Source organism: Bacillus sp. ISL-75 (assembly GCF_018613095.1).
This window is the reverse complement of record NZ_JAGGQX010000102.1, coordinates 1-20,137: the sequence shown is the minus strand read 5'-3', so window position 1 is coordinate 20,137 and position 20,137 is coordinate 1. Positions and strand designations below refer to the sequence as shown.

Genomic DNA, 20,137 nt, shown 5'->3' with positions numbered 1-20,137 from the left:
TCTTTATAATCAGAATTGTGAATGATAATCATTATCAAATATAAAAATTATACAAACCGGGGGAAAATCACAATGTCAATCAAATTTAAACTTCTAGCAGCAATGGCAGCCCTTTCATTAGTTCTTGGAGCTTGTGGGAAAGCGGAAGAAACCGCTAGTAAACCAAAGGTAGAGAACAAGGAAAAAGTATCAGAGAAGAAAGAAGCAGAAGCAGAAGAAAAAGAAAAAGTAGAGTATGCTGATGTATTTAAAGAAGCTATTACGGAACTAGAAAAAGCAAAAGAAGGAAAAGAAGTTGATTTTGATAAAGTGACAGAATTATATAATACAAATTTAAAAGAGTTGGTTCAACAGCGAGACGCAGAATTTGAAGACACTATCGATGAAAAAATCACTACAGCCCTAACGGCAGGTAAAGACGGTTCAATGGATAAAGTAATCGTAAAACAAATCTTTGATAAATTAATGCAAAAGGTATTTTATACATCTATTAAACACGATTTTACAGAAGTAACTGAAAAATGGGGTAAAACTGAAGAAGTCAATGCAGAATTAGAAGAAGCAAAAGGATATTATGCCATTCTAAAATCAACTGTAGAAAAGCGTGATGCTGCCTATGGAACAAACCTTGTCAGTGTAATTGATGGTGGATTTAGCGAAATAGAAACAGCAATTAAAAACAATGATCAACTAAGCTTTAACTTAGGTAAGCAAGTGGTTGACAAAACGTTAATGAAGACCTTCTATCTAGCAACGGGTGCACTTCCCAATGGATATGCAACAAAGGCTGCAGCTGAAGCGGGGAAAGATGCTGCTTTAGCCAAAGTAGAACAGGCAGAAGGCTGGGCATTCTTCCAATCTTTATATAGCTATTTGAACAAACATGCAGCTGATGAAACTGCATTAATTGAAAAACAATTCAATCTTGAATCTGATGTAAAAGCAGTTGATCCAGCTGCTGTTAATAAAGCTTTTGTTCGTGGTTTTGCAAAAATTGCCATTTCTGAGTATGGTGAGAGTAAAGAATTATTAGGTGAAGATAAAGCTGTTATCACTGGTTTAGAGGGTGCGTTATTCATCGATATCATCGGCGAAGATATCAAGCCCCTTCTTGGAGAAGATGGTTATAAGACATTAACTGAAAAAGCACAGAAATATGTTGAAACAGCAAAAGCCAAAGATAAAGCTGCTGGTGAAGCACAATTGAACGAGTTAATTTCCACTCTGAATACAATCGTAGAAAAAGCGAAATAATGCAGAGGAAAAACCTTGTTAACTTACGCAAGGTTTTTCCTTTTTTCTCTGATATGAGAGAATAATGTACATAATAAGTCGTGATGACCAACTAGGTATAGAGGTGTTATACATTGAAAGTAATTGTTACTGGCGGAGCAGGGTTTATTGGCTCCCATCTTACAAGGAAATTGTTAACGGAAGGCCATGAGGTTTTAATCATCGATGAACTGCATCCTTACTATTCTGTTGCTAGGAAAAAACGACAGCTAGAATTTGCACGTGGAGCAGGAGAGTTCGCTTTCATTCAAAAAAGTCTTCTAAATGACGAAGCGGAAGTAAAGGAAATCTTTCTTTCCTACAAGCCAGAAATGGTAATACACCTAGCGGCCATTCCTGGAGTATCACATTCAATAGCGGCCCCGAATGAGTATGTTGACTACGATATTAAAGCCACCATTAATGCACTGCGATTTGCGGGTCAATCAAACGTAAAACATTTTATTTTTGCTTCTTCCTCATCGGTTTACGGAGAACAAAAGAACGTTCCGCTTCAAGAAGAGATGGCGATTGGAAAGGTGGTATCTCCTTATGCAGCAGCTAAATTTGGGGCTGAATCCTTTTGCCATGCCTATTCTTCATTATTTGACTATAAAATTTCTATCCTTCGCTTTTTTACCGTTTATGGACCCTGGGGTAGGCCAGATATGGCCATTACAGGGTTTATTAAAAATTTGCTGAATAAACAGGAAATTACATTGTTTGGAAATAGAACGGCTAGGGACTATACATATATAGATGATTGTATAACAGGGATCATTAGTGCTTTTAACCAAACTGAAAGGGTCGGTACCTATAATATAGGGTCTGGTAAACCGATTTTTATTGAGGAATTAGTTGAGTATTTAAAGCAGCATTTTCCTGATATATCTGTAAAACAAAGTGGTTTTCGCCAAGGGGATGTCAATTCCACATGGGCGGATATTTCGAAGGCACATCAACAGCTTGGATTTTCCCCATCAATATCTTTTTCAGAGGGACTTGCTAAAACGATAGAATGGGCCAAAAAGCATGTTTCGGAAATCAGTTAAACGTTTGGTTAAAGTGATGGGATTCATTTTGGCAGGAATTTTTATCCTGTTGTCATGGCGATATTTTCATGCTGAAAACTTTTTAAATGGGTCCAAAAAATTTTTCTTGGGTAATCCTTTGATTATCATAGTTGTTACCGTGGGTTACCTATCCTCATTTATCCTCAGAGCAGAGGCGTGGAGATTATATCTAGGAAAGAAAGCCAAGTTTATAAGCTGTTTACAAGGCATTCTCTTAAGTCTTTTCGTAAATCATATCACTCCAATAAAGGTTGGGGATGCGGTAAGGGTCGGGGTGTTGTCCTGGAAGGAAAAAAACATAAGTCCTGATGTTTCTGCACATTCTGTAGTTGTGCTCAGATTGCTTGATATGTTGTTCCTAATGTTATTTTCCATAATAGGACTTGTTGCTTTTTCCAAAGCGTTTATCTTCCACTTGTCATTAGGAGTATTGCTTATTTTAGGTTTAAGCTTTCTAATAGGAGGATTTATAGTCTTTAAATACCGTCCACTCTTTGTGGAAAAGCATATCTTATTATTAAGAACAAGCTTTAAGGGCTGGAATTTTGTTTATATTTTTTTCTTGATTGGATTAAGCTGGGCTATGGAAGGCGCTGTTTTGTGGGGAGTAACAGCTTCGTTAGGTGATGGTCTTTCTATTTATAAGTCAATTTGGGTCAATTCTATTACTGTCGGTGGGCAGGTATTTCAAATTACACCTGGGGGAATATCTACATACGAATCAGTCATGACCGCGGCTTTAACAAGTTTTGGGTTTCCGACAAAGGATGGATATATGGTTGCTCTTATTAGCCATAGTTATAAGTTTATTTTTTCCTATTTCGTTGGTTTCCTGCTATTGATTCATTCACCTGCATCAAATTTTAAACAAATAAAAGTGTTTCTAAGAATGAGAGGAAGACAAAAATGAAAAAAGCATCTTCTTTTGAAAAAGTGGCGGCAAGGTGTTGGAACCTTCTGAATGAAGGGAAGCCGTTTACTCCAATATTTACAATCGGTACCATGTTGATTTATTCCCTATCTAAGTTGGGATCCCCTTCTTACAGTTTAGATCTATTCTTAGGGTTATTAGCCATCTTACCTCTATTAATTATTTACTACCTTTACGATTATCCATTATTTCTTAGAAACTATTTATGGATCCCATTTACAGCCTTTCTTATCATTTGGGATCATGTGAATCTTAGTTTGCTTTTTACTGGCATTGGTTTATATTTCTTCTTTACAGTCTTTTTTTGGGGCACATTTTATTATCATTTGCGCATCGGTACCTCATGGCTGAATTTTACCCGGTTCTGGAAGCTCGTTTTAAAAAATAGTGATTCAACAAGTGGGAATGCCCAAGAACAACTGCCAAAGTTTCTTTTGTTATTATCACTTTGGAATTTGACTATTGAGAAGCAAACCTGGTCGGGAAGTGAAATTGGAGTCATCGTATTCTTCTATTTAGGAATTCTATTGTTTTCTTGGATTCTTCATAAAAATCTGTTCGATTGGAAGCCGAAGATTATCCCTACCTTTACTTCTAATGTTGATGAGCGGACAGATGCCATTAATAAGAAAGTTATTGTTATTGTCATTGACGGAATGAGGAAAGAGCGTTTTGAAGAAGCGAATACTCCCTTTCTCGACTATTTGAGAAAAAATGGAACAGACTATACTAGAATGGAAACCGTATATCCAGCAAGAACTGTCGTTTGTTTTTCATCGATGTTTTCAGGGACTTACCCATTTGAACATGGAATCAAGTCGAATATGGTTTGGAAGCAGGGTATTAAAGTAGAGAGCGTATTTGACACATTAAGAAAAGTAGGGAAAAAGGGTTCATTATTAGCGGTAGCCCATCTCGTTGATTCCTTTGGAAAGGATGTAGAGACATTCACAGCCGTAATGCACAATAATGTTGTCGATCGTAAAATTATTGATCGAGCGAAAAATATCATGGAAGAACAGAATCCTGATTTGCAAATTGTGCAATTAATAAGTACAGACCAAACTGGACATAGCCGAGGAGTATTATATAACGAATATATTCAAAAAATCGAAGAGGCTGACGCCTTGGTTAAAGAATATTTTGAGTGGTTAAAAGAGAAAGGTAAGCTTGAAAATTACACGTTTATTGTTTGTGCTGACCATGGTCAGGCTGATGGGATTGGTGGACATGGCCACCTAGATGAAGGTGAAAGATTCGTACCGTTCTTTATGTATGGTCCGTCTATTGAAACAGGAAAAAGTGTGGAGGAAAAGCATAGTTTGGTTTCCCTCGCCTCAACGATTTCCTATTTGTTGGGGGCACCATATCCTAGTCACAGCCGTGGACCAGTATTAATAGAGGCAGTAAGGAAGGATGATTAATCAATGGAGCAGCAAAAAGTAATTGTCTTTCTTCCAGCTTTCAATGAGGAAGAGTCGATTGCCCAAGTCATTCAAAAAATACCAAGAGATTTCGATCCAAAGGTGAAGGTAGAGGTTTTAGTGATAAATGATGGCTCTAATGATCGAACGGTCGAGCAGTCCTGGAAAGCAGGAGCAGATTATGTCCATACCTTTTCTAAAAACCTTGGATTAGGTGCTGCTGTTCGTAAAGGGCTGGAGCTTTGTGTTTTAAATGGAGCAGATATTGGTGTCATGATTGATGCTGATAATGAATACCCTGCTGATCAGATTCCTGATATTGTCAAACCCATCTTAATGGGAACAGCTGATTATGTAATGGGTTCCCGTTTCCTTGGAACTATTGAAGGAATGCAGTGGAACAGGAGAATCGGGAATTATTGTTTTACGTTTCTACAAGCACTTTTACTAAGAAAATGGATTTATGATGGACAGTCTGGAATGAGAGCTTTTTCTAGACAAGCTATGGAAGAAGCTGAAATTGTTCATGATTACAATTATGCACAAGTTGTCACGCTGAATCTCATTAGAAAAGGCTTTCGGATGAAAGAAGTCCCCATTCGATATCAGGTCCGTAAAGCAGGGGAATCATTTATCAAGTTTCGTAGTTATATGACATCGGTCTTACCCGCCATTTTAAAAGAAATGAGAAGGCCAGTGAAAAAGGTGATCCATAATAGGACAACATCTGGTGCAAGAGACAGGGAATTACACCTTTTGAAAGCAAGGGAGATTAATAAGTAAGATAAATATGATAAATATGTGACATTCTAAATCCTTGCATTGACAGCGAGGATGATAATCATTATCATTATTCATGTAGGAGGGAAATTCTTAATGAAGAAATTTTTTGGATTATTTTTTACTTTCGCATTAATTTTTTACAGCATTCCTTTAAGTAGTGCTTTTGCCTATTCCTATGGTGATCCGAATGAGGAGAAGGTAGCTGAGGTGTACAAAGAAATGGTAGTGAAGCTTGATGAGAATCCTCCCAATTACAATTCCGCCAAAAAAAACTTTGAAACTGTTAAAGAAGAGATCGATATGCATATGGGCCAAGAGCCTGCTAAGCTAATTCTGAGTAACCTTAAAGATAAGGACAAGGAAGCCACCATTAACAATATGGAAAAACTACTGGTTTTAAATATTGCGAGGCGTTTAGAGAGTATTGAAAAGGACTTTGCTGAATATGACACAACGAAAAGACTCCTAGCTAAAGCCTTTGCTACATACGAAGCGTTGTCTCCTAAAGTGGAAGTTGAAAAACCTGAGAATGATAAGAAAATCAGAACGGATTTTGATCAGGCCCTTGGAGCATTGGGGAATCCCGGATTGTTTGGTGTCGGGAAAAAAGAAGCGAATTTAGACGCATTTAAGGAAAATAAAGACGAGATTTTAGACTCATTAAAAACTGAATTCAACATAAAAAGTCTTGAAGTCGGGCATTTTTCTGAAAGTGCTACAGAATCTGGGACTGTAAAAAAAGACTGGACGGATATTTCGAATATCCGAAACTGGGTACCGCTTGTATTAATCGCAGGTATAATAATAGCGGTAATCATAGTTGTTATCCGCAGGAGAAAAAATAGAAATTAGGAAACATCACCATTGGGGAGGGACTCGGCTGTGGAAATTCAAGCTCTATTAATCACATTCCGTGAAGTGTTAGAGGCGTTATTGATTGTTGGCATAATAACTACCTATCTAAAAAGAGTGGACCATAAGCAGTACAATAAATATGTTTGGTTAGGAGCAGGTCTTGCCATATTAGCAAGTGTCGGGGTTGCCCTCCTATTCCAAATTGTTTTTACAGGATTCGCTGCAATGGGAAGCGAAATGTATTTGAAAATAGGAATTATGCTCGTTTCGACCGTATTATTAACCCAAATGGTTTTCTGGATGGCAAGCCACAGCCGTGATTTAAAAGGAAATATGGAAGGGAAAATGAATAAATTCATTTCCACAGGTAACGTTGTTGGAATGGTAATCCATTCTTTTCTAGTCGTCCTTCGTGAAGGAGTAGAAACCGTATTCTTTTTTGCTGCAATTACAGGTGGAAACATCGGCGCAGCCATGCAGGGATGGGGCGCGATTACTGGTGTGGTGATAGCAATTTTTGTTTCTTATTTGTTCTTTAAAGGAACGATGAGGATTCCTTTGAGCACTTTCTTCAAGTTAACCGGTGCTTTTATTATTCTTATATCTGCTGGACTACTAGTACAAGCGATTTCCATGATGCAGGACCTTAATATCATTGGCAGTGTACTTCCACATGTGTATGATCTTACATGGTTCCTGCCAGAGCATCCGATTGATTACACACATTACCTTCGTGATACTGGTTCGGCTCCGATATTATCCGGGGATATTGGAATATTTCTAAAAGCTCTGTTCGGCTATTCTTCCATGCCTTCTATTGAAGAAATATTGGCTTATAACGGATACTTTGTCGCAATTTTATTGCTTACCTCTTCCAAACCTGCAGGTAGCAAGCAAACAAATAAAACGAATGCAAAGACAACTAAAATTCTTGAGACACAAGTGAAATAAATTTTTGAACATTTAAAGTACAAGGCCGATGCCTTGTACTTTTTCTCTAGATCAGGTGGTGGATATTTATTGTTCAAAAGTGATTTAAAAGGTCCCTTTTTATTAGTGATAAGTGTTACAGCTATAATTATTGTTTTTATATCTCAACTGTATTTTATTAATCCATATACCTCCTCGTGGGATCAGGTAGATTTTGCACTGGCTGTGAAGCGCTATGATTTAATGGCTATGCAGCCGCACTTCCCTGGATATCCCTTTTTTATTTTAGGAGGGAAATTCATTCATCTGTTTGTAATGGACCCATCAAAAGCTTTAACGATTTTTAATGTCTTTTGTTATGCTAGTTCTATTTTTCCCATTTATAAGTTGTCCAGGAGATTCATACAAAGATCATTTGCTAGTTTATCTACAGCACTTATTTATTCAGCAAGCTACAGTGTTATTATCGTTAATCAGCCAATGTCAGAAGGCGCGGCACTGGCAGCATTTTGGTGGTATTTATGGAGCCTTCTTTTTGCTTTAAACAAAAAAGATTCAAGAGCGATCTTAATACCCTTAGGTTTTTTGAGTCTTATGCTAGGAATTCGCCTTTCCTACTTGCCCTTTGCAATCGGTATAATCTTTCTGTTTTATTGGAAAGTAAAAAAAGATGGATTAAAAATGAAATTGATCATATTTTACTTGATCTCGGGAGTCATCTTTCAAGCAATATGGGTAATTGGTCTTGTCATTTCAGAGGGGAGTATAATCGGTTTTATTAAGCTTTCTTTAGCGTTTACCAGCGGTCATTTCAATGATTGGGGAGGAACGGTAGAGGCAGCTGATATTGGTTTTTTTGATAGATTTATCATTTTCTCCTCAAAGAACATCCTATGGACAGGGATTGCAACTGAATCAGTGCTTAGTGCTGTCATTTATATTTTCCTTCTCATTTATATATTTTTTAGGGCGTTCAAAAAAACAAAAAAAAGATGGCCATTTATGAACCTTCTTTATATATTGTTTAGCGGTTATTTTGGTTGGGCACTATTGGCTCAAAATGTAGAAAAAGCAAGGCATGCGCTCCCGCTTGCGGTCTTATTGATATTTTTCCTTTGTATTCGTCTTTTTTCAGAAAGAATCCCTTTTTTTGTCGTGGGACTCAGCATTTTCGTCCTAGGCCATCAGGTAAATCAAAATTTAACCCTATTAGCGACGGAAGCTAAAGAACCTCCAGCTGTTTATAAAATGAATGCATTTATTGAGAAAATGAATGAACCTGTTATACTCTACACATGGGAAGAAACGAGGGTGTTACAGTATTTAGAGGTTCCATATACACACAAAAGGATAGAAACTTACCAATATTTCCGGTATGATGCGAAATATTTCCAAGGCAGGACCGTACTACTTACAGATAAAGTGATTCAAGGATTTAGGTCACAAGGTATTTCAATAGATGGGAAAATCAAAAAGGTAGCAACTTTTCATTCCAACGGGCTTTTTGATCCAGTTTATCATGAAATAATTTTATATAAATGGATGGAGAAATGAACTGAGTCGTAATTAATAAGAAATACTCAATATGGAAAGGAAAATCTTCATTGAAAAAAATAGCCATTGCTGGAACAGGATACGTTGGACTAGTTACAGGGGTTTGTTTAGCAGACATCGGCCATGATGTGATTTGCGTAGACCAGGACCATCATAAAATAAGTACATTAAACAATGGGTATCCTCCAATTTATGAGCCAGGATTAAATGAACTGATGTTGAAAAATATGGAGGAGGGGCGGTTACGGTTTACAACTAGCCCTTCTATTGGCTTTAAATCGGCTGAAATCATAATGATAACAGTAGGAACCCCTCAAAATGAAAATGGCTCCCTTGATTTACAATATATTGAACAGATTTCTAAAGAAATTGGCAGGTCAATAAAGCGAAATAACGTCATTGTCGTTACAAAAAGTACGGTACCAGTGGGAACAAATGCAAATATTAAAAATTGGATTCAATCCGAAATGCAAACAAGTCTTAAATTTCAAATCGTTTCCAATCCTGAATTTATCAGCCAAGGGTCGGCAATTTATGATACTTTTCACGGGGATCGGATAATTATTGGATCTGATAGTGAGGAAGCCCTCCATTCGTTGGAAGAATTATATCAGCCGTTTGGTATTCCCATTTTTAAAACGGATATGAATAGTGCTGAATTAATAAAAATAGCATCAAATTCATTCTTAGCTTTAAAAATTAGTTACGTAAATGCACTCGCAAGTATTTGTGAACATGTTGGCGGAAATATTGAAGACGTATCATTTGGAATGGGGATGGACTCAAGGATCGGATCATCATTTCTTAAGGCTGGAGTAGGTTTTGGCGGCTCATGCCTGCCGAAAGATACCCACGCACTAGTTCAAATGGGTAATGATGCGGGAGAAGCTATTAACCTCATTGAGGAGGTTATTGAAGTTAATAAAAGACAGGAACTTAAACTATTGGAAAAGGCCCTGAACCGATTTCAAAGTTTACGTGGGAAAAAAGTTGCATTACTGGGGCTTTCATTTAAACCTAATACAGACGATATCAGGGAAGCCGTTTCGATTAAGTTAGCCAAGCGTCTAGTTCAAGAAGGGGCGATAGTAATTGCCTATGATCCCGTCTCAATTCCAAATGTGAAAAAGGTTTTAGGAAAGCTAATTTCTTATGCAGATACGGTCGAGCAAGCTCTCATGAATGCTGACCTTACGTTTATTGTAACTGAGTGGGATGAAATTAAAAATGTTCCATTAAATCTTTTCCATGAGTTAATGAAAGAACCCGTTATCTTTGACGGGAGAAATTGCTTTCAATTAGAATCTATAAAAAAATATCCAGTTGAATATTATTCAATTGGCAGACCAAATGTAATTGGAGAGATAAACACGGTGCTACAAAACAAAGGCAGCTAGTCAGAATAGCTGCCTTTGTTATTAAAATAATAAATTACTTTGTACATTCTTTGCAGGTTTGAATAGGTCATTGTAGTTGTCATACACTCGGGGGACTCTTTTCCCAATTAAACAAACAACCTCATAATTGATGGTGCCCATTAAATGGGCAATTTCGTCCACGGACTGAAATGAAGAGCAGCTTTCTCCAAATATGGTGACTACATCACCAACAGAACAATTTTGTATATCCGTAATATCGATCATCGTTTGATCCATGCACACCCTTCCTGCAATAGCAGATTTTTTCCCATGGATTAATACCTTCCCACGGTTTGATAGGAGACGGGAAAGTCCGTCAGCGTATCCAAGCGGAAGGGTAGCGATAAGACTTACTCTTTCCGGCTTCCAAGTCCACCCGTAGCTGATTGCTTGTAAAGCTGCTACTTTTTTTATAGCAGCAATTTTCGTTTTGAGGGTCATGGCCTGCTTTAGCTGGATGGAGTGGTTTTTTAACGAAGCATCTGGATATAACCCATACAAGGAAACTCCAATTCGAACCATGTCCAGATGCATTTCTGGAAATTTCATTGTTGCAGCACTGTTGCAGCAATGTTTTATGGGTATATAAATACAGTTGTTTTCCAAATATTCTACTATTGATTGAAATTTATTAAACTGTGCATATGTAAGTTCACTGTTTTCACTATCTGCATTAGCAAAATGAGTAAATACCCCTTCAAGACAAACATTTTTTGCTTTCATGGCCTTCTTAGCAAGAATTAGTGCATCATCACTGGAAGTAACGCCAATCCTGGACATACCAGTATCAATTTTCAAATGAATAGAAGCAGTTTTGCTTAAGCTGTCCGCTTGGACAATGACTTCATCCAATACTTCATGGTCAAAGACTGTTAGCGTGATATTTTCTAAAATGGCAGCCCTAATCGAACGTGTCGGAGTATACCCGAGTACGAGAATGGGTTGTGTGATCCCAGACAGTCTAAGTTTGATGGCCTCATCTACAAGAGCAACTGCTAAATAATCTGCACCAGCTTCAATCGCTGTTTTTGCAATTTCAATGGCCCCGTGTCCGTATCCATCTGCTTTAACCACTGCCATGATTTTTGCATGTGGGTGAACAAACTGCCTAAACTGTAGATAATTATTTTTAATATGGTCTAGTGAAATTTCAGCCCATGTATCGCGGTAACTCAATTGATTCATGTAAACCATCCCCTTTAATCAAACATCCCCTCAAGAGTTTCTTGAGGGGAATAACTACAATTAAATCGTAGCTAGTTCTTTTTCTAATGCCTTTTCGACTGTTACATAATCAAACCCTAGATCTTTTGCTACTGCTTCATAAGTGATTTCTCCGTTGGCAACGTTAACGCCAAGATATAATGCAGCATTTTCAGAAATGGCTTTGAAAACCCCTTTATTTGCGATTTGCAATGCATATGGAACAGTAACATTGGTTAGTGCTATTGTTGAAGTTCTTGGAACGGCACCAGGCATATTTGCAACAGAGTAGTGTACAACTCCATGTTTGATAAAGGTTGGATTGTCATGTGTTGTCACATGGTCGATTGTTTCAACAATTCCACCCTGGTCAATCGCAACATCGACAATCACTGAACCAGACTTCATCGATTTAACCATTTCTTCTGTAACCAGCTTAGGAGCCTTTGCACCAGGGATTAATACTGCTCCGATCAGAAGGTCAGCTTCTGCCACTGCTTCAGCAATATTGAAAGGATTAGACATTAATGTTTTGATTTGATTTCCAAAAATGTCGTCTAACTGACGAAGACGGTCAGCACTTAGATCAATAATTGTTACGTCAGCACCTAAACCGATGGCCATTTTAGCTGCATTGGTTCCAACAATCCCACCACCAACAATGGTAACTTTTCCACGGTTAACTCCTGGGACACCAGCAAGGAGAATTCCAAGACCACCATTATTTTTTTGTAAGAACTGTGCGCCAATTTGAGCAGCCATGCGTCCAGCTACTTCACTCATTGGTGTAAGCAGTGGAAGAGTCCTGTTTACAGATACAGTTTCATAAGCAACTGCGATAACACCTTTTTCTTTAAGAGCTTTTGCTAACTCTGGCTCAGCTGCAAGGTGTAAGTAAGTAAATAAAATTAAACCTTGGCGGAAGTACTTATATTCACTTGAAAGAGGCTCTTTCACTTTCATAATCATATCTGCTTTTGTCCATACCTGTTCAGCGCTATCTAAAATCTCAGCACCAGCTTTAGCATAATCATCGTTAGTGAAACCGCTTCCAATTCCTGCGTCCTTTTCCATAAACACAGTGTGGCCGGCATTTAGGAATGATACAACACCTGCTGGAGTTAGTGCTACACGATTTTCATTATTTTTAATTTCTTTAGGTACACCTATAAACATAATCTTATTTCCTCCCCTAGTTACATTAAAGTGTTTTGCTATGGCTAAAGTATAGAATGTTTGCCAGAGAATTTCTTTGTTTAGAAAAGAGAAAGATTTTCATTCTTTTTGGGGATTTTCACAAAAAGTTCAAATCCCCTGATATTTTTCAAGTTTTAAATCTAGGTAGAGGATCATTTTTTGGTTAGGATCCTTGAAATTTACATCACCAATTTCGGTGATTCGTTTAAGTCGATAATTTAATGTGTTAGCATGGACATTTAATTCCTTGGCTGCATCATTAATGTTGTTATCTTTATTTAAGAAAACCTCTAATGTTTCAATTAAATTGCTGTTGTGTTTTTGGTCATATTCATGAAGCAGTTTTAAGGAGTAATTTTCATATTCTTCGGTTTGTCTTTTTTCTAAAATAAGATCAAAAATTTGATATATTCCTAGTTTTTGATAATTAAAAATGTCCTTTGTTTCCATTGGGAATTTTTCTTTAATTGATAAAACCGCCAATGTTTCCTTATATGCTTTGTTTGTTTTTTGATAATCCTCTTTAATACTGCTATATCCTGGTTGGATCTCCTTAATTCCATATCTATCACTCATTTGTAGGACAAAGAATTTCGCAAATTGATCAAGCTCATTGAAAGGGTTTTCAATATTAGTAACTGATACCAATAGAATTAGTTGATTGCAGTCTATTGTATAAAGAGTAATTTTTATTCGTTGATTTGTTTTCAAAAGATATGAGATGGATTGCTCTACTTTGTTCGTGATATTTTCATGGAACTGAAAAACAAGAACCGCATAAGATGTCGGCGGTGTAAGTTGTAATGAATGGAAATGTTCGAAAATTTCCTCTTTTGCTTTCAGATGACCTGTTAATAGCTTCCAAAAGAATTCTTGTGAACGTTCTTCCTTTTTGTTCTTTCTCGTCTGGAGCTGTAATAGTTTATTTTTTGCGGAATCCGCTGCTTTTTTTAAAAGGATGAAATCATCAGCCGTTAATGTTTTATCAATTTCTATTGCCCAAATAAATCCGATCACTTCATCCTGCTTCCATATAGAGATAGCGACTCTTTGGTTAAGCCCTATATCATTCATGTTTTTTACACGAATAGGCTCTTGGGTCTTTAGTAAAGCAGGAATCGTTCCTTCCTTCCATAATTGATTAATGACTTTTTCCGGTACTCTCCGGCCTATGATGGTAGAAATTCTTGCTGGATCTGTACGTTCATCATGTGTACTATAGGCAAGTAGGCGGTGGTTTGCATCCTCAATTGTAATAGGGCACATTAGTACCTGACTAATAAGGTCGGCAAATTCATCTAAGCTATCAAAGGCAGTCTTAAATGGGTCATGTAGTCTAGTATTCAAAATGATTACCCCCGGATTAATATATAATGACATATGGTAGTCTTGTTCAGTTCATAAAATGCCTTTGTTTAATTTTACAAAAAATATAAAATAATTTCATTTATTTTAACAAAATAAATAATATGCTATAATGTTAAAATGATTTAGAGTAATCCCAAAAGAGTAAATATTTTTAAAATTGCTCTTTTGAAAGCGTTATCATTAGGAGAAAAGGAGGAATTAGTGATAAAAAGCTTAAAAGTGAAGCCTAATATTGCTATATTAATAAAGAGAAGAAATTATTTCATTGGGATGAGAGAATTTTGAAGTTTATTTATAAAGGGGGATTTATATGAGTAAAAACACTCATGGGAAAGAGCTACATCGTGGTTTAGAAGAAAGGCATATCACCTTGATGTCTTTAGGGGCAGCCATCGGGGTAGGACTATTTCTTGGTTCTGCAACAGCCATTAAGATGGCGGGACCAGGTATTTTGTTTGGATATGCGGTTGCTGGATTAATTATGTTTTTTATTATGCGTGCACTGGGAGAAATGGCGATTCAAAAACCGGTTGCAGGTTCTTTTAGTAAATATGCGCGTGATTATTTAGGACCACTTGCTGGATACATAACAGGTTGGAATTACTGGTTTTTATGGGTCGTTACCTGTATGGCAGAGATTACAGCTGTAGGAATTTACATGGAGTATTGGTATCCGGATGTTCCACGGTGGATTTGGGCACTCACCGCACTGGTGGTTATGGCGACTGTCAATTTCCTTGCGGTAAAAGCGTATGGTGAATTAGAATTTTGGTTTGCGCTAATTAAAATTGTTACGATTATTGCGATGATTGCCATCGGAATTGGAATGATTTTCTTTGGTATTGGCAACGGTGGTATTGCTACTGGTATTAAGAATTTATGGGATCATGGCGGGTTATTCCCTAATGGGATTAAAGGCGTATTATTATCTTTACAAATGGTTATGTTTGCTTATTTGGGGATTGAAATGATTGGGGTGACTGCAGGGGAGGTTAAAAACCCTGAAAAATCTCTTGCGAGAGCAATCGATTCTGTTTTCTGGCGTATTCTAATTTTTTACGTCGGTGCTTTATTTGTCATTATGTCTATCTATCCATGGGAGGAAATTGGTACAAAAGGAAGCCCATTTGTACTAACCTTTGAAAAAATCGGGATACCGGGAGCAGCAGGTATTATTAACTTCGTCGTACTAACAGCAGCACTTTCGTCCTGTAACAGTGGGATTTTTAGTACGGCACGGATGTTATTTAACCTTGCTCAGCATGGTGAGGCACCACAGAATTTCGCGAAGGTCACAAAAAGTGGTGTTCCAGGGATTGCAGTAGTTGCTTCTGCCGGTGCGTTATTGATTGGCGTCGTTTTAAATTATATTGTTCCTGCAAAAGTTTTTACATGGGTTACTAGTATTGCGACCTTTGGTGCGATCTGGACGTGGGGAGTCATTCTTTTATCGCAAATTCGCTATCGTAAGAACTTAAAGCCGACTGAGACGAAAGCTTTAAAATATAAGATGCCACTTTTCCCATTTACTTCATATATTTCATTAGCCTTCTTAGCATTTGTCATTGGGTTAATGGCTTATAATCCGGATACGAGAATTGCATTAGTAATTGGACCGTTATTCCTAGTATTCTTGGTAGCAGTTTATTATGCAAAAGGATTTCATAAACGAGATGTAATCCAAAATAATGCGAAAGAACGTGTTAGTTAAAAAACTATTCGAAGAAGGATAGAAGAAAAAGCAGTGGAATCCCCACTGCTTTTTCGTTTGAAAATTAATTTGGTTTATTAAAAAAGAACATGTCCAATTGATGGATGGGGAATTTTGCGATTTCAAATACTAACATTGTCAATTAAAGGAGGTAATCGGTTTTGTTGGTGAGGAGAATAACTGTCCTGATAATGGCCATGGTTTTAACACTTTCATTTTATAAAGTTGTTGCAAATGCAGAAACAACGGCAAACTTGTCTGAACAAAATACGATGTCGGTACTTTGGTTTCAAAGCGCCGGGGAAGCAAAAGGGTTATATTATCAAGGCTATAACATTGGAAGGATGAGATTGGACGAAATCATGAATAAAGGAAGGGGAAAAAGTAACTTAAAGCCAGCAATTGTCCTTGATATCGATGAGACTATTTTAAATAACAGCCCACACCAAGCTAGGTATGTAATTGCAGGAAGAAAAATTCCTTTTAATTGGAATGAATGGTTCAATCGAACTAAAGCAAAACCACTTCCGGGGGCAATTGAGTTTTTGCATTATGCAAATTCTTTAGGTGTGGAGATTTATTACATTTCCAACCGTTATGAATCACAAAAAGCTGCAGCTATTAAAAATTTACAGAGTGTAGGTGCACCCCAAGCTGATTCAGACCATGTATTATTACTGCAGCCTGGTGAAATTGGGAAAGAAACGCGCCGCAGGCAAGTAGGGAGAACACATGAAATACTTCTATTATTTGGCGATAACCTTGGAGATTTCAGTGGTTTTGATTTGTTATCCGTTTCTGAAAGAAATCAAGCAGTGGACAGATATAGAGAGGAATTCGGTAAAAAGCTGATTCTGTTTCCAAACCCAATGTATGGTGATTGGGAAGGCGCCATTTATAATTATGATTACAAGAAATCTGATGAAGAAAAAGCTAAACTAAGAAAGAAATTCTTGGAAACATACCGTTAGAATAAAAAAGACGCCAGAGAAGGCGTCTTTTGTCTGGACGAAATAATAAATAATATCATAGACATCAAGAGCAACTCAATTCCTTACATTTTTAAGGATATTGATTGCAAAGACAATGATACCTAATACCATCAAGGTCCCGCCTGTAGCTACTGCAGGCGCGGCACTTTCCGTTCCGGTTACTAAAAAAGCGAGTCCAATCATCATAATGGGAAGAGAAATATTATGAAGCCAAAAGTGAACCTTTGCCAGCGTTGTTTCCGCAGCACCTGGAAAACCAACATAGATGAGACCAGCGACAGCCATAGTCAGCCAACCTAATAAATTAATATGGGCATGAACCGGTGTGAAGTCGAAACTTTCCGTCATTGACATATACATACCCATGCAAACCCCAATGACAAAATACACAACAGAAATTTTAATCAACCTAATTGCCATTTTTCCGCCTCCTCTTTTAAACCTAAAAGATATGACTACAGTACTAATTATGCTGAAATACTCTGAAAAATAACTTTGATTTCAAGAGGACAAAGCAAGAATTTCATGGACGGAAAAAAGCCACCAATAAATGGTAGCTTTTTGCTAAGCATTAAAAAAGTGCTTTAATACCTACTAAAACAATCCCTATTAAAAATCCACATACTGCACCATTGACACGGATCCATTGCAGGTCTTTTCCAACGTTAGTTTCAACCATATCGATAAGTGTTTTATCATCTAGTTTTTCTAAATTCTCTTTAACAAGCATTCCTATTTTTGAATGATTTTTATCAACAAAACTAAAAATATGATTTTTAATCCAAGCTTCAATAAGGTTCACTTTTTCTGGATTTAATTCGATACCTTCTAAACCCTTTTTAATTAAAGGGAGGAGATAATCATCATAAAAGGCAGGTTTTTCGACAAAGTCATAAGCTTTTTGCTGGATCTGACTTAATAAATCAGTAATTTGTTCTTGCAACTCCCATTTATCTACTAGCTGGGATTTAAAGTTATTAAGTTCTTCATAAATCTTTTCATCACTTTTTATTGATTGCAGCTTTTTATTCATATGAATCATTAAGGTATGTCTATTTTGATTTAAGGGGTCACTATAGCTGGCTACACCTTTTAGAATAAGACTTTGGATAATGTTCCCTAGCTTTTCTTCATTAACAAGGTTGCTAAATGACTTTAAGGCAAATTGCATAAAACCATCTGCCTTAATATTTTCCACCGCATCTACAGCCAACCCACCAAGTTTGTATTTTGTACTTTCTTTCCTGGCCCATTCATCAATTTCTTTTAGGATATAATCTAGTACTTTTTCATCATATTTTCTAATACTAATCTGGTCGATAAGCAAGGGGAGATAATTCTTGCTATCCAAATCGTTGATTCGTAATTTTAGTTCTTTTTCTAGAAGCGGAGCAAATTTTTTTATATCAAATATTTTTATCAAATGTTTAGAAATCATTAGGAAAGACTTTTGAACGGCTTGTGATGGTAATTCATTATAGATGATCTCAAATAGTTTTTTAGTAAAATTGATGGTGTCTATTTTTTTTCGAATACTCTCTTTTGTTAGCCAATCATTTTCTAACATTGAAATTATTCCAGCAATAATTCTGTTACGATTTTTGGGAAGAAGAGCAGTATGTGGAATAGGAATTCCTAGTGGATGACGGAATAATGCGGTTACCGCAAACCAGTCAGCCAGTCCTCCTACCAGACCGGCTTCAAATCCCCCTTGTAGGATGCTCCCCCAGATTGAATTCTGTATCGGAATAGTGGCTAAAAAGCCGACTCCCATCACAGCAAGAAAAATTGTCGCTAAATGCCGTGTTTTATTCTTACGATTTAACATCATGAAACCCCTCGTTTTTTGAGTATATTATTGTCTAATGCTATTATCTCAATTTTGCTGAAAAAAAAGCAAAAAAAAATACTTATTAATGGCTATTTTGTTTTAGCACCGAGTAGAAATGAAGACACCTCTCAACTGTTAAATTTGGAATACGCAACTTCTTACCAAATTAAAGCTGATGAATTAAAAAAGGATACTACTAACCTTGATGCCGCGACTGCCTCCTTTACCCAAGGTGTAGAAAAACTTGGAAAAGTATTTGAAAGTGAAAAGTTACTACCACCAAGCATAGATAAACAAGTAAACTAATGAAACTTAAAAAACAAGCCAGATGCACCTTGCTGGCTTGTTTTTTTATAGTTCAAATTAGTTGGTTACAATTACTTTTTTATTGATTTTAAGATACGGCTGCGCTTGAGAGTTCATTATATTGGACGACTAGTTCATTTGAGTGATGATCAACAGTTAAGCACGTTTCAGTATCTTCGAAAAACCAAACATCATTGACTTCGATAAAGAAGGTAATTCCATTTACTACATTTGTATAACCAACATGAGCAGGTTTTTCAGCAGAGAAAGCAAGGCTAAATCCTTTGTGCTTAATTCCGAAACCAGCATATTGAGGAAACATCCGAATGCTAAAAGGCTTATTAAATTCGAATTCTCTTGTGAACCATGAGGCAGCTCTTTCGTCGATTGAAATGAACATCTAAATGCACCAACCTTTTCCTATTAGGTAATGATTCATAAGTAAAGAAATGGATGTTAAAAATGGAGCTGATAATTACTATTTTCCACTTCTCTATATTGAAAGAGTATAACTTTTAAGAAGTTTTGCATGTGATATTATTCACGGACTTTCTTCAGGTATCATAATTTTTTTAAATGTTCATTTTTTTTCCTTAAAATGTTCACTTGTATGCGAAGGTATACTAGTGTTGCTGATATTGTAACATATATATAGTGAAAATAATGTTACGATTAAGGCAAGAAAAAAGGGGGTTTTAAAATGGTGAAGGAGTTCGATAAGTTAACTGAAAAATGTTAATGACATTAAAAGCTTAATTCAAACATTCAATGAAACACTAGATAATATTGAAAAACGACTATCAAGGCTTGAAAAGATGGATAGCATTGAACACCGTGTAGAAGTAAACCAAATTGACCTTTCCGATATTAAAGAATCACTTCAACGGATTGAAGATTCACACAATAGCGAAATACAGCATATTAATCGACGTCTTGATTCGCACTTAGTTAAAATCGCAAAAGTTGAAGAGGATATGATAATTATTAAAACAAAATAATTATTTTTCATAAGATAAAAAGATCAGATACAAACAATCTGATCAGATTGTCGAGAAAGGGTATTTTTCTCGGCAATTTTTTTTTCTCAGCATTTAATTATTCATTGTACCTGCTAATGGGCCTGTAGATTTCCGCTCTAGGCACTTCGCTTTCCGCGGGCGTGCCGGGGAGCCTCCTCGTCGCTATGCTCCTGCGGGGTCTCCCCTGCCCCGTACTCCCGCAGGAGTCTCCGTGCCCTTCCCGGAAAACACAACAGGGGGGAATCAACCTAAAAGATTTGAAACCACTTT

General features: G+C 36.8%; 19 protein-coding genes. 13 read left to right on the top strand and 6 right to left on the bottom strand.

Going from position 1 to position 20,137, the window contains the following annotated elements; genetic code table 11:
- The first annotated feature begins 72 nt into the window (after positions 1-72).
- The 9 genes from J7E63_RS29295 to J7E63_RS29255 all read left to right on the top strand — a co-directional run bounded on the left by J7E63_RS29295 (position 73) and on the right by J7E63_RS29255 (position 10,219).
- Entirely contained in the window at positions 73-1,254 is a 1,182-nt protein-coding gene (locus tag J7E63_RS29295; RefSeq protein WP_215018879.1) for a hypothetical protein, read from the top strand.
- A gap of 113 nt (positions 1,255-1,367) precedes the next feature.
- Positions 1,368-2,324, top strand: coding sequence for an NAD-dependent epimerase/dehydratase family protein (locus tag J7E63_RS29290; RefSeq protein WP_215018877.1), 957 nt, complete (start codon positions 1,368-1,370; stop codon positions 2,322-2,324).
- Positions 2,305-3,255 (top strand): lysylphosphatidylglycerol synthase transmembrane domain-containing protein, encoded by a 951-nt coding sequence (locus J7E63_RS29285; protein WP_215018875.1) that lies wholly within the window; start codon positions 2,305-2,307, stop codon positions 3,253-3,255. The genes J7E63_RS29290 and J7E63_RS29285 overlap by 20 nt, the downstream gene beginning before the upstream one ends.
- On the top strand, positions 3,252-4,700 hold the full coding sequence (locus tag J7E63_RS29280) for an alkaline phosphatase family protein (protein WP_215018873.1): 1,449 nt from the start codon (positions 3,252-3,254) through the stop codon (positions 4,698-4,700). Before J7E63_RS29285 ends, J7E63_RS29280 begins: the two co-directional genes overlap by 4 nt.
- A 3-nt stretch (positions 4,701-4,703) precedes the next feature.
- Positions 4,704-5,483 (top strand): glycosyltransferase family 2 protein, encoded by a 780-nt coding sequence (locus J7E63_RS29275; protein WP_215018871.1) that lies wholly within the window; start codon positions 4,704-4,706, stop codon positions 5,481-5,483.
- A 93-nt stretch (positions 5,484-5,576) separates the two neighbouring features.
- The gene (locus tag J7E63_RS29270; RefSeq protein WP_215018869.1) at positions 5,577-6,335 is read left to right on the top strand and encodes a hypothetical protein; all 759 of its coding nucleotides are present in this window, start codon (positions 5,577-5,579) and stop codon (positions 6,333-6,335) included.
- A 30-nt stretch (positions 6,336-6,365) separates the two neighbouring features.
- Complete coding sequence (locus J7E63_RS29265; RefSeq protein ID WP_215018867.1) at positions 6,366-7,289, top strand: FTR1 family iron permease; 924 nt, start codon at positions 6,366-6,368, stop codon at positions 7,287-7,289.
- Positions 7,290-7,358: 69 nt separating this feature from the next.
- Positions 7,359-8,822: a glycosyltransferase family protein gene (locus J7E63_RS29260; protein WP_215018865.1), complete on the top strand. Its 1,464-nt coding sequence runs from the start codon at positions 7,359-7,361 to the stop codon at positions 8,820-8,822.
- 50 nt (positions 8,823-8,872) lie between these two features.
- Positions 8,873-10,219 (top strand): UDP-glucose dehydrogenase family protein, encoded by a 1,347-nt coding sequence (locus J7E63_RS29255; RefSeq protein WP_215018863.1) that lies wholly within the window; start codon positions 8,873-8,875, stop codon positions 10,217-10,219.
- A gap of 21 nt (positions 10,220-10,240) precedes the next feature.
- On the opposite strand, the gene alr is transcribed toward J7E63_RS29255, so the two are convergent.
- From alr to J7E63_RS29240, 3 genes are all read right to left on the bottom strand, one after another.
- Positions 10,241-11,425 carry an alanine racemase gene (gene alr / locus J7E63_RS29250; protein WP_215018861.1) on the bottom strand — a complete coding sequence of 395 codons (1,185 nt, stop codon included), beginning with the start codon at positions 11,423-11,425 and terminating at the stop codon, positions 10,241-10,243.
- 60 nt (positions 11,426-11,485) lie between these two features.
- A complete protein-coding gene (gene ald, locus J7E63_RS29245; RefSeq protein WP_215018859.1) occupies positions 11,486-12,619 on the bottom strand; it encodes an alanine dehydrogenase in 1,134 nt (377 codons plus the stop codon).
- Between the two features lie 129 nt (positions 12,620-12,748).
- Positions 12,749-13,987: a PucR family transcriptional regulator gene (locus J7E63_RS29240; protein WP_374193815.1), complete on the bottom strand. Its 1,239-nt coding sequence runs from the start codon at positions 13,985-13,987 to the stop codon at positions 12,749-12,751.
- 331 nt (positions 13,988-14,318) lie between these two features.
- Between J7E63_RS29240 and alaP the strand changes: the two genes are divergently transcribed.
- A complete protein-coding gene (alaP, locus tag J7E63_RS29235) occupies positions 14,319-15,719 on the top strand; it encodes an alanine permease AlaP (RefSeq protein WP_215018855.1) in 1,401 nt (466 codons plus the stop codon).
- A gap of 191 nt (positions 15,720-15,910) precedes the next feature.
- Positions 15,911-16,690 carry a 5'-nucleotidase, lipoprotein e(P4) family gene (locus J7E63_RS29230; RefSeq protein ID WP_215018891.1) on the top strand — a complete coding sequence of 260 codons (780 nt, stop codon included), beginning with the start codon at positions 15,911-15,913 and terminating at the stop codon, positions 16,688-16,690.
- Positions 16,691-16,765: 75 nt separating this feature from the next.
- Here J7E63_RS29230 and J7E63_RS29225 read toward each other — a convergent pair whose 3' ends face one another.
- Together J7E63_RS29225 and J7E63_RS29220 are read right to left on the bottom strand one after the other, a co-directional pair.
- Positions 16,766-17,131, bottom strand: coding sequence for a cytochrome-c oxidase (locus tag J7E63_RS29225; RefSeq protein ID WP_088085957.1), 366 nt, complete (start codon positions 17,129-17,131; stop codon positions 16,766-16,768).
- A 151-nt stretch (positions 17,132-17,282) separates the two neighbouring features.
- Entirely contained in the window at positions 17,283-18,539 is a 1,257-nt protein-coding gene (locus J7E63_RS29220) for a DUF445 domain-containing protein (protein WP_215018889.1), read from the bottom strand.
- A 30-nt stretch (positions 18,540-18,569) separates the two neighbouring features.
- Here J7E63_RS29220 and J7E63_RS29215 point away from each other — a divergent pair, with 30 nt between their 5' ends.
- Positions 18,570-18,848, top strand: coding sequence for a hypothetical protein (locus J7E63_RS29215; protein ID WP_215018853.1), 279 nt, complete (start codon positions 18,570-18,572; stop codon positions 18,846-18,848).
- Between the two features lie 88 nt (positions 18,849-18,936).
- On the opposite strand, the gene J7E63_RS29210 is transcribed toward J7E63_RS29215, so the two are convergent.
- Positions 18,937-19,248 (bottom strand): HesB/YadR/YfhF family protein, encoded by a 312-nt coding sequence (locus J7E63_RS29210; RefSeq protein WP_215018851.1) that lies wholly within the window; start codon positions 19,246-19,248, stop codon positions 18,937-18,939.
- Positions 19,249-19,663: 415 nt separating this feature from the next.
- Here J7E63_RS29210 and J7E63_RS29205 point away from each other — a divergent pair, with 415 nt between their 5' ends.
- Positions 19,664-19,846 carry a hypothetical protein gene (locus tag J7E63_RS29205; RefSeq protein WP_215018849.1) on the top strand — a complete coding sequence of 61 codons (183 nt, stop codon included), beginning with the start codon at positions 19,664-19,666 and terminating at the stop codon, positions 19,844-19,846.
- Positions 19,847-20,137: the final 291 nt, after the last annotated feature.

Coding starts and splice junctions, on each gene's coding strand:
- J7E63_RS29295 (WP_215018879.1), top strand. CDS start 73: ATGTCAATCAAATTTAAACTTCTAGCAGCAATGGCAGCCCTTTCATTA.
- J7E63_RS29285 (WP_215018875.1), top strand. CDS start 2,305: ATGTTTCGGAAATCAGTTAAACGTTTGGTTAAAGTGATGGGATTCATT.
- J7E63_RS29280 (WP_215018873.1), top strand. CDS start 3,252: ATGAAAAAAGCATCTTCTTTTGAAAAAGTGGCGGCAAGGTGTTGGAAC.
- J7E63_RS29275 (WP_215018871.1), top strand. CDS start 4,704: ATGGAGCAGCAAAAAGTAATTGTCTTTCTTCCAGCTTTCAATGAGGAA.
- J7E63_RS29270 (WP_215018869.1), top strand. CDS start 5,577: ATGAAGAAATTTTTTGGATTATTTTTTACTTTCGCATTAATTTTTTAC.
- alr (WP_215018861.1), bottom strand. CDS start 11,425: ATGAATCAATTGAGTTACCGCGATACATGGGCTGAAATTTCACTAGAC.
- ald (WP_215018859.1), bottom strand. CDS start 12,619: ATGTTTATAGGTGTACCTAAAGAAATTAAAAATAATGAAAATCGTGTA.
- alaP (WP_215018855.1), top strand. CDS start 14,319: ATGAGTAAAAACACTCATGGGAAAGAGCTACATCGTGGTTTAGAAGAA.
- J7E63_RS29230 (WP_215018891.1), top strand. CDS start 15,911: ATGGCCATGGTTTTAACACTTTCATTTTATAAAGTTGTTGCAAATGCA.
- J7E63_RS29225 (WP_088085957.1), bottom strand. CDS start 17,131: ATGGCAATTAGGTTGATTAAAATTTCTGTTGTGTATTTTGTCATTGGG.
- J7E63_RS29220 (WP_215018889.1), bottom strand. CDS start 18,539: ATGTTAAATCGTAAGAATAAAACACGGCATTTAGCGACAATTTTTCTT.
- J7E63_RS29210 (WP_215018851.1), bottom strand. CDS start 19,248: ATGTTCATTTCAATCGACGAAAGAGCTGCCTCATGGTTCACAAGAGAA.
- J7E63_RS29205 (WP_215018849.1), top strand. CDS start 19,664: ATGGATAGCATTGAACACCGTGTAGAAGTAAACCAAATTGACCTTTCC.